Annotated in this window: 13 protein-coding genes; all 13 read left to right on the forward strand. The window is 40.7% G+C overall.

All coding sequences use genetic code 11. The features are described 5' to 3' along the window. Window positions 1-352: 352 nt before the first annotated feature. Window positions 353-682 carry a hypothetical protein gene (locus tag GJV51_07650; GenBank protein ID QGM25852.1) on the forward strand — a complete coding sequence of 110 codons (330 nt, stop codon included), beginning with the start codon at window positions 353-355 and terminating at the stop codon, window positions 680-682. After that, window positions 682-1,335, forward strand: a complete 654-nt coding sequence (locus GJV51_07655) for a hypothetical protein (protein QGM25853.1) — start codon at window positions 682-684, stop codon at window positions 1,333-1,335. Before GJV51_07650 ends, GJV51_07655 begins: the two co-directional genes overlap by 1 nt. Window positions 1,336-1,337: 2 nt before the next feature. Beyond that, a complete protein-coding gene (locus GJV51_07660; GenBank protein QGM25854.1) occupies window positions 1,338-3,293 on the forward strand; it encodes a type IV secretion system protein VirB4 in 1,956 nt (651 codons plus the stop codon). A gap of 1 nt (window position 3,294) precedes the next feature. Beyond that, a complete protein-coding gene (locus tag GJV51_07665) occupies window positions 3,295-3,489 on the forward strand; it encodes a hypothetical protein (protein ID QGM25855.1) in 195 nt (64 codons plus the stop codon). Window positions 3,490-3,492: 3 nt separating this feature from the next. Then, window positions 3,493-4,743: a peptidoglycan DD-metalloendopeptidase family protein gene (locus tag GJV51_07670; GenBank protein ID QGM25856.1), complete on the forward strand. Its 1,251-nt coding sequence runs from the start codon at window positions 3,493-3,495 to the stop codon at window positions 4,741-4,743. A 12-nt stretch (window positions 4,744-4,755) separates the two neighbouring features. Next, a complete protein-coding gene (locus tag GJV51_07675; GenBank protein QGM25857.1) occupies window positions 4,756-5,181 on the forward strand; it encodes a thioredoxin fold domain-containing protein in 426 nt (141 codons plus the stop codon). A 2-nt stretch (window positions 5,182-5,183) separates the two neighbouring features. Then, entirely contained in the window at window positions 5,184-5,741 is a 558-nt protein-coding gene (locus GJV51_07680) for a hypothetical protein (GenBank protein QGM25858.1), read from the forward strand. A 2-nt stretch (window positions 5,742-5,743) separates the two neighbouring features. Further along, complete coding sequence (locus GJV51_07685) at window positions 5,744-6,340, forward strand: hypothetical protein (protein QGM25859.1); 597 nt, start codon at window positions 5,744-5,746, stop codon at window positions 6,338-6,340. Window positions 6,341-6,634: 294 nt separating this feature from the next. Continuing rightward, window positions 6,635-7,024, forward strand: coding sequence for a hypothetical protein (locus tag GJV51_07690; GenBank protein ID QGM25860.1), 390 nt, complete (start codon window positions 6,635-6,637; stop codon window positions 7,022-7,024). Between the two features lie 15 nt (window positions 7,025-7,039). Beyond that, window positions 7,040-9,178, forward strand: coding sequence for a hypothetical protein (locus tag GJV51_07695; GenBank protein QGM25861.1), 2,139 nt, complete (start codon window positions 7,040-7,042; stop codon window positions 9,176-9,178). Between the two features lie 10 nt (window positions 9,179-9,188). Further along, window positions 9,189-10,070 carry a sortase gene (locus GJV51_07700; GenBank protein QGM25862.1) on the forward strand — a complete coding sequence of 294 codons (882 nt, stop codon included), beginning with the start codon at window positions 9,189-9,191 and terminating at the stop codon, window positions 10,068-10,070. 66 nt (window positions 10,071-10,136) lie between these two features. Further along, complete coding sequence (locus tag GJV51_07705) at window positions 10,137-12,149, forward strand: hypothetical protein (GenBank protein QGM25863.1); 2,013 nt, start codon at window positions 10,137-10,139, stop codon at window positions 12,147-12,149. A 720-nt stretch (window positions 12,150-12,869) separates the two neighbouring features. After that, the gene (locus tag GJV51_07710) at window positions 12,870-13,895 is read left to right on the forward strand and encodes an IS30 family transposase (protein QGM25864.1); all 1,026 of its coding nucleotides are present in this window, start codon (window positions 12,870-12,872) and stop codon (window positions 13,893-13,895) included. The last annotated feature ends 82 nt before the right edge of the window (window positions 13,896-13,977 follow it).

The following is a 13,977-nucleotide window of genomic DNA, read 5'->3' on the forward strand; positions in this document are numbered from 1 at the left end:
ATTTTATCTGTCAAAACGAAATAACGATGAAACCATCAATCCAGGCATGTAAAACTCGTTTACATATACATTATATCATACGTATAAGATATATATCAATACATTAGACTTTAAATATAGGTATAAGTATGTTTGTGTTATAAGAGGAACATATACACATATATCAATTGAGTATATAGATTGGATACACAAAAGGATAACATTCAAATCATTGCCTCCTGTTCATCCAGGGGGCTTTTTCTTCGCCTCAGGAAAAACCATTTACCTTTATGACATTCTTTGGATACCTTGTACACTGACCACAGATTGAACTTCAATCCAGGCAAAAATAACGTGTTAAAGGAGAAATTATATGTATGAACACTTTACCCCTGGGCGCAACATTTGGAAGAAAGTGTCTCGGTGGCTATTTTTCACAATGGAACGAATCTTTGTCTTAGTCATTGTCTTTGGTATTACTTATTTGATGATTAAGTCTTTCTATCCTTACAACATTGGCAGGTATGGACTAATCCTGATTATCAGTAATGCGCTGCTAGCTGGCTTTTTGATTTTACCTAGTCCAAGCAATCCAATGGGTCTCATGTATCAAGAAATTCTACGTGGCATCTTAAAATCTAGCAAGCACGCCACAGGTGATCTAACTGCGATTACTGAAAACAAGAAACGAGAGGAAAACTAATGGGAATAAAAGCTAAACAAACTCAAAAGGGGCGGGGTTTAACCGTTGTCAAACAAGCATTAGACAACCGCAAACCAATTCCAATCTACTTTGCTTTACCTTATAAAGATATTTTGAATAAAAAGGGGCATCCAATTTTATTGGCAGATGATACGTACGCTGACATGCTGAATCTACCTGGAAAAGATTTGGATTTCCTAAATGCAGAGGGTGATAAGAGTTCTAACGCCATTATCGCTGACTTTCATCAGTTGCTATCAGTTTACGTGGAAGACTTTGATATTTTTGTGAGTCAACTACCCGCTGACACACGTATCCAGCAAGCTTCATGGGGACAAGAGTTAGTCAGAGTGGAAAACCAATTAAATAGTGGTGATCTAGATGATCGACACTACCAACAATTGCTGATGATGCGCCAAACTATTTTGCAAGAAATTAACATTGAAAAGAATGTGGTCGGTGATATTAAGCATCAAGAATACACCACTGTGATCTATGGCAAAACACTAGCCGCCTTAGATAAAAACCGTCGTGACTTTATGGCACACGCAGGCATGGCGTTTACACCTGAGCCAGTCTCAATTAGTCGCAAAAAGATGGTCATGTACCAAATCAATAATCCTGGGGAAACCTTAGAACTGGAGGAGAAATAAGCATGCGCACAAGTTTAAATACCGCGAAACGTTCCGCATTGAAAGCACGCGGCTATAATTTAGAACTCATTGAGGAAGTTCAAAACCCTGGTGGCATTGAATTTCATACTACTTACTTTGATGATGGTATGGCAAGCAGTGCCATTATCAACGTCTATGACTATCCCAAAAATGAACAATTACAAGGTTGGTTTAAAGAGTTAATCAATCATAAAAATACAATTGTAGACATCAAAATTGGGACTGAAAACAAGTTTGAGGTGCAAAAAGCACTGGAAACAGCCACTAACACGTTGCGTAGTAAGGCCCGCAGTGAGGTGACCTCACAAGGTGACGCGTTGGAAGCCGAACAAGATGCTGATATTACACTCCAAGATTTGAATGATGCGCGCAATGGTCGTGAAATTTACAAACGTGTTTATGTCCGTCTATTAGTGAGTGATGTCTCGCCAGAAGAATTACGTCGTCGTGTTAAAGAAATTCAACAACAGCTTTCTAACTATCGCATGAAAGTTTATCCTTCTGAGCAGTTAACGCACTTTCAACAGTTCTTTATGCCCGCCATGAGCATAGAAAATCAAACCATTAAAGACAAAGGTTTCCCAATGAAAGCCTATGCTTTGGCTGGTTCTTATGCCTTTAACCAAACCTTCATTGCTCATCCTCGCGGTTCATACATGGGCTTAACAATGCAACGTGGTGAGGTTATGTATGATCCCAGCTACAATGACCATCGTACGCAATTAACCGCTTATAACCTAGTTGTGGGTGGTGAGCGCTCAGGTAAAAGCTCGTTTGCCAAAAAGAACTTGGGGCCATTAGTTTCTCGGGGTGATACAGTTTGGGTATTTGATAAGTCTAATGAATGGCGTGATCTCGTCAATTATTATTACGGTGTCACTTTGACACTTGATGGCAGTCAAAACATCATTAATTTGATGCAAGTATTTGGCACTGTCTTAGACGCTAATGGCAATGTTGATGTCATTGCTAGCTTCAACCAACACCGAACAAAGGTGATTACTTATTACGCGACACTTAATCCACAAGCCGACAAGAAAGAATTGGAAATGTTAGGGAACTTGATCACCGACTTCTATGTTGAACGGCGTATGTGGTCATTGAGTCCAAAAGATAACCCACAAGATCTACGCGTGATTGGGCTACGAAATGAAGACTATCCAATTCTCGAAGATTTTCAAACTTTCCTAGAAACCAGAAACATGCTGACGCGCAACATGACACAACCTGCCGTAGAACGTTTGGATAATATCTTATCAACGATTAGCAGCCTAATTCAAAACCACGGTGACATGGTGAATGGTGTGACTACCATGCCTGATTTGTCTGGTGAGCGTTTGATTCGCTTTGATACTAGTGGTCTTTCAAGATTAGAGGATGATCTATACAACGCGCAATACTTTACTATTTTGTCTTTGATGGAAAGCTACATCACGATTAATGGCACACAACAACGTGAACGCATTAAACGTGGTGAGGTCTCCACTCAAGCCAACAACAATGGTAATCCACCAAAATACTTCTGGTGGATACAGGATGAGGCGGATGATATTTTCAACGCTAAACACTCATTAGGCATTACCTTCGGTGACAATATGATGGCACAACATGGTAAAGATTTCTTCGGTATGTTTGCTATCTTCCCAGGACTCAAAAACGTTGTCCCAACGGGCAATGCCTCAGATACTGAGGCTAGCCGTGCCGCATCTTCATTCTTTGGCCGATTCCCAAAGCAAACCATTGGTCGGCTTTCAAAAACAGATACCACCCGTTTACGTAGTGTGGTGAGTGAAACTAATATCACTGATGGTCAATTGCAAGCCCTACAAGGATTAGATCAAGGTGACTTCTTAATGAATTTGGTGGGTAAGCAAGCTACGTTCATGCACGTTGATCTCAATGACTCAGAAATTAATTTATTTGGTGGAGGACTCTAAGATGAAATTACCACATCCATTCAAAAAGGCGCGTGATAATCGCGAAAAGATGAAGCAGGAGGCGCAACAAATCGTTGAAAACTATGATAACGGCCAAAAACCTCAGCCAGTGGACAATAAAATTATTTGGTATATCATTGGTGGTTTTGTTTTTGTTTTTATTCTCAAAGGCCTCAGCCTTTTAATCGGAGGTTAGCTCATGTTAGAACGTTGGATGCAAGATAAAAAGCGCCGCTTGTATGTCATCATCGGCATCATTACCACAGCCATTTTGTCACTCTCGGTCATTGCCTTAATGTGTATGATGGTATTTTCTACCCAAAACGCCAATTGTTGGAATGACGACACCACTATTGATGATGGTGGCTCGGCCTTTGGCGGTGATTGGAAGGATCCCAATTCTGGGACACATAAATATATTCAACATGCGATTGATCGCTTTCATAAAGAAATTAAAATGTCAGGGGACAACATCGCTGCTGCGATTGCGATTGGTCTAAGAGAAAGTGGCTTCAATCCAAAAGCGGTTAATCCTGCTGGCTCAGTGAAAGGCATCTGGCAGTGGGGTGCTGGTGGCATCAACGGCGATCGGTTTGGTGATACTGCCGATACCGTTCAAGCACAAGTTCAATTGGCAATCAATGAATTGCATAGTAGCCATAAAGCAACTCTGATTGGTTTAGCGGCTGCTAACAACATTAATAGTTCAATGGTGGCTTGGGATACAAAGTTTGAAGGGGTCGGAGAAAATGATCCACAACGAAAAGTCGCCGACACCGCAAAAACTGCCGAAGAAGTCAAAAAGGTGTTCAAGCTTGATTACCCAGGGGATATTGATGTCTTTGATGGGGGCAACAATGATTCTGGTTCAAGCGATACCTCAGACGATGCCAATTCAAGCGCTATGTCTGATGCTTCATGTGACACAGGTTTGGATACCAACACAGATGGCTTACCAGTTAAAGGAAAGTACAACATAACAGGAGGCTATCCTAACTATGCAGGTCTAACAGGTGCAGAACATTATGGTGTTGATTTTCAAACTGTCAACCACACCATGACTGGTGGTGAAAGTAATGTCTATGCTGTCCATGATGGTGTGGTTGTAGCTAAAAGTTTTGATAGTGTGGGTGGTAATTGGGTTGTCATTAAAGGCACTGATGGTGTGTTCACTTATTATGGTCATGCGCCTACACAGTCAGCCATTGTCGTCAATACAGGTGATAAAGTCTCTGCTGGTCAACACATCAGTCACGAAGGGCAAACTGGTGAAGCAACAGGTATTCACGTTCACTTCGCTGTGCAGACAAAAGATCAATACAATTGGGCGCCCGAAAGTAAAGGACTAAAATCCCCTGGTCTTTATCTCAAGTTACCTGCAAAGGCAGGCACTAACGTTGTTATTCCTAGTGGGCCATTTGATTCTAGTACGGGTAAAAAGGATAAATAGGAGTATTTAAACATGAGTAATTTGAAAAAATGGGGCATAGCAGTATTTTCTTTAGCCGTCATTGCGATATTGACTGCAATTGGTGGAACTTATTACTACAACACAGAGGTGAATGGTTATCCAGATACCAAAAACTTCGCAGACAAAATTGACCAACTAGACAGCAAAAGCCAGAAGAAGACAGTCATAATCTTTCATAAGCCTGGTTGCCCTGACTGTAAGCAAGCGCGTAGCACGATTAAAAAGGGCATCAAGGCGCATCAAAACTCCATTGATTATGTTGTCGTCAATGTTAAAAAATCTGATGCACAAACTTACTTAGCCAAGTATGGTGTGACACAAGTGCCAACAGTGATTGCCTTAAAAGGTAATCAAGTGATTGACAGTACCAGTTCAACCAACAACAAAACCATTGCCAAAGTGGTTGCAGGAGAATAACCATGACAAAGTTCAATTTAAAATGGGTTTACGCGTTTGTGTTAACGCTTGCTTGCCTGTTTTTAGTCCAGCAAGGACTTAGCTATCAACGCACGGTCAAGAGTGTTAATATCGTGCATCAAGAAATCAAAGCAACAAAAGCTAAGACAAGTCAGTACGTTGGCCAGGCTAAACAACTTGATAAGGTTCAAACCGCTGATATTCGAGATACCCAAAACATTCAAAAAATTGGCAATACTTTCCTCAAAGAAATGTTTGCCATCCTACCAAAGTTAAATAAATCAGATGCTAAAAGCAGCGTAGCGACTGATAAAGTGGTGTCAGCTTTTCTAGGGGCAACGTTTGGCGGTGATGTGGATGAAGGGGTGCCAACTTTTCATTTAGAAAGTAATGATATTGTCTATTCCAAAGCAGCCGATGGTTCAGGTCTAGGATTTGGAACGGTTAAATATAAATTAGGCAAAGAAGAAACCAGTACAACACTATTGATGCACATTGAAAATGGCAAAATCACTGAACTACAAACTGGTGCTGTAAAAGATACCTCAGGAAGGAAATGACCATGTCAAAAGTTAATAAAAAAATAGCCTTATTGTGGGCTATTCCGGTGTTGGTGGTGGTTGCTGGACTGGGCTTTTGGTTAGCTATTCAAGTCGCAGTTAAAACGCATCAAAGTGCCTCAAATGAACTTGCGGTACAACAAAGCAAACTCATCAACAAAAAATCAAAAGTCGATACGGTACTAGATTCAAAGCAACCTAATGTGTCGGCTGCCTCAAACTTGCTTGATAAACTGTTTACCCTAGATTGGACAATTGCCTCGCAAAAGGAATTTGATGCCAAAGCCAAACAGATGACACCTTATGTCACTCAGGATGTCGTCAAAAATAGTTTAGATTTCAAGGCTGATCCCGATAAAATGATTACACAGACAGGTGTGGTAATGACCTATGATCACATGGATTTCCTACCCACCTCAGCTAGCGCCACAGAAGTGAAGGGAAAGGTGATTGTCTTTGTTAAAAGCCACCTCAAGGACTCGGCAGATGCCACCACACGTTTTGTCTATAATGTCAGCTACAATCCTAAAACAAATCTTGTGACACAATTAGATCGGATTGGGACTTATCAATTACAAAGTGACAGCAGTGTGTTATGAGTAAATATAAATTATCTGATTTGTATTTCTAAGCCATTTTGATATATTGAAATTATAAACTAATGTTTATTTTTGCTCGATGTGTTCCAGCTCGCCAAAGTAGGAACGACACATCGAGTTTTTTATTTTCTAGTCCCTAAAAATTAAAATAAACTTTATTCTCACAGTTCGTCCATTTGGACGGACCTTTTTGTTTGCCTCAGGAAAAACCATTTACCTTTATGACAATTTTTTGATTCTTGTTATTCTGTGCGTGTGTTGATAACACAACAAAGAAAAAGGAGGACTTTTTGAATGAAAAAGTCAAATGCACATAACAAGTTTCTATGGGAGCGTCGTCCGATTTCACGCTTACAACAAACATTAGCGGGATTGGTTGCTTCATTACCAATGTGGCTACCGACTGTTGCCTCAGCGGACATTGGTGATGCTGCCAAAACAAGTGGTTCAAAGGTCATCACAATTCTTTATATTGTGTTGATTGTTGTTGGCGCTATTTGCTTATTGATTGGTTTCATCATGCGTGCAACTGGTAATGAACAGATGGCGCAAAAGAGTAACAGTAAGCTTATGCACGCCATGTTCGGTATTGGTGGTGGTGCCTTAACTGGCCTATTGTTGACATGGATTTGGCAAACAGCCACAACTGCTGGTGGCGGAAACGTCATCAACTGGCCATTCTAAACGGGGGAATAAGATATGTTTGGAAAGAAAAAACAAACTAGTATCGGTGATCCATTTTTTGCCCGCGTTGAACAATCCGAGATTGATCTCAATGATGAGGTAATTCAAGATTTGGCCGAAAAAAGTGGTGTGAGTGAAAGCTGGCCAAATGTATCACTGGCTGGACTACAACAATTCGCTGCGGGTTTAGTCAATGATGTGGTGCGTGCAGGTGATCATGACGTCCGTCTAGGTAATGTTGTCTACTTTATAACTAACGAAAAAGGTCGTGCTGAGCCAACAGGATTAAGTTGGGAAAGGGCAACTCTAACAGCAGGGTTTGAAAACATTGTTGTTAGCACCGCTGATCATATTTTCAACGACACAGAAATTCGTCAAGATGAAGATATGACCTATGACATTATCGTTGAAGCCTTACAGCCTTTAATGGATGCGGTCATTGCAGATGGTAGTCTGTCATCAGATGATTTGCCAGACTTACCTTCTGAGGAACAATTTAGACAAGCGCGTGAAACTGGTGAAGTCATAACAGTTGAGCCTAATAAGTTCCAACGCACAACGATTGAAGTCAAGCCACCAGTGGTTCAAGCTGTTGAAAATGAAACTAGTGACCAATCACAGGAAAAGGTCGTAAAGACTGTACCTGATATTCCTAAGCTAGTTGAACAGCCAAAGCAACCTTCCACTGCTGGAACAGTGAAGCCAATTGTTCAAGCTGTTGTTCCGACTCAAGACAACGCAGAGGCTGTCATGACTGAAAGTGATCCCACACAAAAGTTAATTGATCGTGTCAACCTGGCACCAAATGCATTTGAAATGAGTGATGTCCAACCTGACTTACCTGCGGAACACCCAGATTATGTGGTTAGCCGTTTGAACGCAGACAAAGCCAAAGCAAACGACTTTCTGAACGACACCAGCAATATTTACACGCAAAAAATTCGCAAGGCTATGGCTGACTTGTTGACACAACAACAAGCAAAGACTAAAGCCGCAGTGGCGCAATTGCGTGAAACTGATGTATCTGAGACAGTTGACGCCCAAATGAAAGAAGAACGGGCTAATGAATTTGAAACCCGCTATGCACAAGCTCACCAAGCTCGTGAAGCAGGTTATCGCACGGCTGTGGAAGATGAGAATGCGCGTCATGATAATACACTCAAAACGCTCAAGAGTGACTTTGTAAGCGACTTAGAGGCATTGAAGGTATCTGTTAATCAAGAGCTGGATAACTGGTTTATAGAACGTTCTAAGGACTTGCAAAGCAATCTTCAAGCCACAGTGGACGATCAAGTCTCAGAAGTGACGTCACAAGCGCAAACAGAGATGCTAACCAGTCTTAAAGCTTTGCGTGATGAGTTATTAGCTCAAAACACACAATCTTTGCTAGACATGCATCAAAAGCTGGAAGAAGACATCAGTAACAAGCGGGCACAATATCAATCAGAGCATGAACAAGCAATGATCAGTGCCACTGAGTTAGAAAGTGCTAAAACGCATGCTGGTAACCTCAGTGAACTTGAGCAACAAGTCCAAATTTTGAAGCAAACTAATCTAAACCTCGAGCAACAATTAAAAGGTAAAGATGCTGTCAATAGTGATGAGGTTTCCCAACTTCGTCAACAGTTACAAATGCTTCAAAATGCCCCCAAGACAACATCACATGATGAAACTAACCAACAATTGATGACTTTGTTAGCAGCGCAAATGAAGCAGCCTCAAGTTGAACAAAAGAAAACAAGTGCTTGGCAATCAGCGGCGATTGGTGTCTTGGCTGTTCTGGCTATTGGTGGTGCGGGCTTTGGTGGTTATGCAATGGCCCAACACAAAACAGATAGCGCCACACAATCATCAAAAGCAGTCTCTGCGAGTAGTCACAACGCAGGCAACGCAACCGTAACCTTAGCACCTGAATCATCTGAGGCTGATTCTTCTTCAAAGGTTAGTGCTTCAAGTAGTCAATCAAGCTCATCTAGCTCATCTAGCTCACAAGCTAACAGTTCTTCTACGTTAGCTGACCGTTACCATGTCGGTGAAGACGTTGATGCCACAATCAATGGTCAAACAGTCACAGCTAAAGTCGTTTCGGTACAAGACAAAACCATTACAGTGCATCATGATGGCTACGATTATGTTGTACCATTTGACAATTAGGCGGTGAACTATGGCAATCAACATTGAACAAGTCAAGCGCCGTCGAACGACAGCGCAACCTAGACGTCCAAATTTCTATCGTTTGAAAAGGCACCATCCAATTCTAAAAACACTGTTATTAGCTTTGATTGGCATCATAATCGTCACGGGTGCCGTAATTTATGGTAATCATACCCAGTGGCAAACCGCTCAAAGTGTCCAAAAAGCTAGTCACAAGGCAGTTACGAAAGCCAAAAAGCAACCCATTGTCAAAGCCAGTCAAGTCAAACAAGTTGCGGCACAAAAAAGTGTTAAACCTGATTACTCAGGCACTGGCGGCTTGTCTAGCAAAGAAGATATGCTAAAGCTAGCGCAAAGCAATCAGGCTGAAATTCTACGTGGTCATGTGGCTGTGCCTAGTTTTAGCATTAGTGAGCCAATCTATGAAGGTACAAGTAACCACGTCTTAGCCATTGGTGCGGGTATGAATGCGCCCAATCTAAAGTTTGGCACTGGCTTAGTGCCAATATTTGCGCACAATATGGGTGATTATAACGCCGTGTGGCCATACCATCCAACCAAGTTTAGTGCTTTACAGAACATGACTGAGAAAACCATTTTAGGGAAAGATATTTATCTCTCTGATGGTCAAACAGTTTATCGTTATAAAGCCACCAAATTAGATTATGGTATCGCTGTGGGCGTGATGAATCAAGAAATAGCTGTTGAAAATACAGGCAAGGCTAAGGTTAAGCTGATTGCCTGTTTGGAAGATCAAGAATTTTGGCAACAAGTCAAAGCGAGTCATTACACAAATTTCACCGCTAAAAAGCGAATCGTGCTCACGGGTGAACTGATTGGAAAACAGTCAATCAATTCACTGGACAACAATTTAAAGCAACAACTGCAATAAAACCTATTAAATAGCATGGGGTGGTAAACCACCACCCCCCACAAACCGAAAGAGAGAATATTTATCATGACAAATAACATTAAGCACAAATTACGCCATCGTATTTTTGAAAGCGCGGCCATTGCCACCATTATGATTCCAATGGCTTCACCTATCATTGCACACGCCACTGATACTGCGACACCAGTTAAGGTATCGACGACTGGGACAAAGGTAAAAATTGATGATGCCGCTTTGAAAAAAGCTATCGCGGAAGCCAAAGCTGCTGGTGTAGAGTTAACGCAGGAAAAGACTGATACACAAACAGTTAAATCTAGTGAAGTAGCCTCAGCTAAAAGTAAGATCACAGAGGGGTACAAATCACAAATAACTACCCTTGAGGCCGCTACTAAAGCGCAAAAAGCCCAAGATGATGATTACAACAAAAAGGAGGCGCAATACGAAAAAGACAAGGCTGCTTTTGACAAACAAGAAGAGGAAAATAAAGACAAGGATGGTCATCCATCTGAAACTGTTCTACAACAACTCCTTCTTCAAGCGGAAGATGATGCCAAAATTTCTGGTAAAATTGACTCAGCCGATGGTAATTTCGTTGACAATGATGGTAAAGACAATGGTCAGACACCTGCTTTGGTTTATCGTAACGGTGATAAAGACTTTGAGAAGAACAAAAACGCCAACGGTGTTTCAATCAATTGGTATCATGTCTTCTTAAACAACGGCAAGAGCTTCACGACTACGCACGAAAACCTTAAAAACGCTAGTTATAAGGGACGTAAAATCACTAAAATGGTGCAAACTGTTAAAAATGTCGGTAATTCAACGGCTGACAATGTCAGTCTTTGGGTTGCCTCAGATCCATCAATGGGAATTTGGTACTCAGGAATCGTTGATAAAGGTAAAGGGGCAACTCGTGAGGTAGTGGATAGCCGCACGTATTACTATGAGGATGGCTCTAAAGTCGTCTTTGATGATGATAACGCCTATATCAGTGTTGGTTCACTGAATGCTGGTTATCAGTCTAACAGTGGGAATGGTTTAGGTAATTCAAAACACGTTGAGAAAAGTAAAATGGCTGATGCCTCATTAATTTCAATCAACGGTGGCACAATCAAAGCGCAGTCAGATGGTTGGGACTATGCAGATATGAATAGCTGGTTCAACAAAGATGGTAGTGTCTTTCAAACGCCATTTGGAAATGGTAATGACTACTTACCCGAGCATACTTGGGACACTGGTACATCTGATAAACGGTGGTACGGTACAGCGGTTTATAAGCTAAAGGCGGGAACAAGCACGATTACAATGTCTGCTCGAACTGATTCACAGGCTTACGATACTAATGGTGCTACCTGGTGGACATCATCAACGACCATGCCTTTCAATACAGCGCCAATTCCACCTGTAAAGCCGACACCTAAAAAAGCAACTTATAAGCTTAGTGAGCTTTACACAACGCCAGAGCCACACAAATCAGAAACAGATGATAGTGGTAAGGACAACAACGGTCAAAATGTTAAGCCAGGTCAAACTTTGCATTACAAGTTGACGTGGGACTTGAAAGGTTTAGAAGCCATTGACGTGGATAAGGATACTTTAGCTAAGGGCTTGTCATTCATGGATGATTATGATGAGACTAAGCTAGATATTACCGATCAAACTAAAAAAGAGTTCACTGTCATTGATGCTAAAACACAAAAGTCAGTGATGGAGGAACTCCAACAGGATTGGGATATTAAGAACGGTAAATGGACTTTGAAAGCAAAGAACGTTCAAGACTTTTTGAAAAATCATGCTGGTCATGAATTGACAATCACTTTTAATCCAGTTGTCAAAAAGGATGCCTCAGGTACGGTAACAAACACCGCGGTTCAAAACGACTTTGGTCAGGATTTCGATACGGAAACAGTGAAGAATCCAATCACGCCCGATGCGCCAAAACCTGATACACCTAATACACCAAACACAAGCTATGGTGAAGCGCCAAAGGGTTGGTTATATGGTGCGATTGCAGCGATTGCATTAGCAGGAGCCGCCTTTGGATTCCGCAAACCAATCAAGAAGTGGTTCCACAAATAACAATGGTTAACAGTGCCTTAGGGCATTGTTTTTTGTTTTGTCCTTATCAAGCGATAAAATAATGAACAATATATCTTGTTTTGTTCTTCACAAAGTGGTATATTAAAGAGGTTCAGAAGAGGTCTTGACATGCAATATCAGTAGTTTGCTTTCAGAATTTTCACAGTTAACTTGCAAGAAATTATCATATCTCACTTCATATAAATACTGTTGTTGCATGGCTTTTCAGAACATTTTTCCTAAGTTAAACAGTGAGTCAATCAGACCTGATTTACTGCGCAAATAAAGCCATCCACTGATGGCTTTTTTGTGTGCGATTATAAACAATCGCACTTGACAAGGTGGATGGACATAGCAAATTGACTGCTATTAGGTAAATTAATTAACTCAATATTATGAGAAAATAAACCAATGTTTTGATTTAAAATCTAGTCTATTATCAATGTCAATATCAGTCTAATGGCTAATATACACGTATATATAACACAAACATATTCACGTATATACTAGCCACTATATACGTATATATATGTGTATATATACACCATTATGTTAGCCATTATAGTGGTGTTATATACACGAACATATATACATTATATACATCTTAAAACCTTGCTATAACAATATTTGCGCAGTTGTTCACTTTTGTTTTTCTTAACATTTTAACTATTGACCGAATGTCAATTTTATAGTCTTATTGAGAGAAGGAATAATTGCCACATGACTAAAAAAAATCCCCAATCCAAATACGCACGTTTAGATTTTAGTGAGCGTATCACGATCAAAAATATGATTGACGCGGGTAAAACCAATGCGGAAATTGCTCGAAAACTAAACCGTCCTCGAGCTACCATTACACATGAATTGCAGCGTAATGCCCGTGTCATGACTTGGCGTGGCAAAAAGAAAATATTGCGCCATACATACGAACCTGTGCAAGCGACAAGACGGGCTGAGTATTATCAATCAAAAGGACACCATTCACAGCCAAAAATTACGCCTAAAAAACGTGAAAAGATTGATTATTATCTCAAAAAGAAACATTGGTCACCAGAACAACTTGCACATGGTGTGCCACGAATTGGTGTCTGCACAAGGACAATCTATAACTGGATACTTAACCGCAACCTGAGTGCAACCATAAATGATTTACCGCTTAAAGGCAAAAGGCGCAGGCATCTTAGGGCAAAACCAGTTAATCCAGAACATAAACGGATGATGATTGAAACACGTTCAATACACAACCGTCCAGAAGTCATCAATAATCGCTCAACATTTGGTCATTGGGAAATTGATGGGGTGATGAGTCCGCAAGACTCCCAGTCTTTTGTGATCACTTTTGTGGAACGTAAAACACGCTTTATGGTTGGTGTCAAAGCAAAAAGTAGGAATTCAGAAGATGTCAAAACAGCCATAGATACCTTTATGTCAAGGTTTGAGAATGTCTGTGACAGTATCACATGTGATCGTGGCTCAGAATTCACCAGTAGTTTATTTATTTACAGCATTGAAAATACGTACGGTAAAAAGTTATATTACGCTGATCCACAATCACCAGGTCAACGTGGTACAAACGAACGCATGAATCGTGAATTAAGGCGTGTATTTCCTGCGGGCTATGACTTTACTAAAATCACGCAACGTAAGCTTCAAAACGCCATTCAGGACATCAATGAGCGTCCCAGAAATGTACTCAGGTTCAAAACACCTGAAAAAGTCTTTACTAAGCGAATCATGGCAGCTTAATCATCAATAGATGCTAAAAAATCGCTAATTGTTAAGACAGTTCAAAGTCAATAGCTTTGGGCTGCATTTTTGCGTATAATAA

The organism is Leuconostoc mesenteroides subsp. mesenteroides (assembly GCA_009676745.1).
GTDB classification, from domain to species: domain Bacteria; phylum Bacillota; class Bacilli; order Lactobacillales; family Lactobacillaceae; genus Leuconostoc; species Leuconostoc koreense.

Coding starts and splice junctions, on each gene's coding strand:
- GJV51_07650 (QGM25852.1), top strand. CDS start 353: ATGTATGAACACTTTACCCCTGGGCGCAACATTTGGAAGAAAGTGTCT.
- GJV51_07655 (QGM25853.1), top strand. CDS start 682: ATGGGAATAAAAGCTAAACAAACTCAAAAGGGGCGGGGTTTAACCGTT.
- GJV51_07660 (QGM25854.1), top strand. CDS start 1,338: ATGCGCACAAGTTTAAATACCGCGAAACGTTCCGCATTGAAAGCACGC.
- GJV51_07665 (QGM25855.1), top strand. CDS start 3,295: ATGAAATTACCACATCCATTCAAAAAGGCGCGTGATAATCGCGAAAAG.
- GJV51_07670 (QGM25856.1), top strand. CDS start 3,493: ATGTTAGAACGTTGGATGCAAGATAAAAAGCGCCGCTTGTATGTCATC.
- GJV51_07675 (QGM25857.1), top strand. CDS start 4,756: ATGAGTAATTTGAAAAAATGGGGCATAGCAGTATTTTCTTTAGCCGTC.
- GJV51_07680 (QGM25858.1), top strand. CDS start 5,184: ATGACAAAGTTCAATTTAAAATGGGTTTACGCGTTTGTGTTAACGCTT.
- GJV51_07685 (QGM25859.1), top strand. CDS start 5,744: ATGTCAAAAGTTAATAAAAAAATAGCCTTATTGTGGGCTATTCCGGTG.
- GJV51_07690 (QGM25860.1), top strand. CDS start 6,635: ATGAAAAAGTCAAATGCACATAACAAGTTTCTATGGGAGCGTCGTCCG.
- GJV51_07695 (QGM25861.1), top strand. CDS start 7,040: ATGTTTGGAAAGAAAAAACAAACTAGTATCGGTGATCCATTTTTTGCC.
- GJV51_07700 (QGM25862.1), top strand. CDS start 9,189: ATGGCAATCAACATTGAACAAGTCAAGCGCCGTCGAACGACAGCGCAA.
- GJV51_07705 (QGM25863.1), top strand. CDS start 10,137: ATGACAAATAACATTAAGCACAAATTACGCCATCGTATTTTTGAAAGC.
- GJV51_07710 (QGM25864.1), top strand. CDS start 12,870: ATGACTAAAAAAAATCCCCAATCCAAATACGCACGTTTAGATTTTAGT.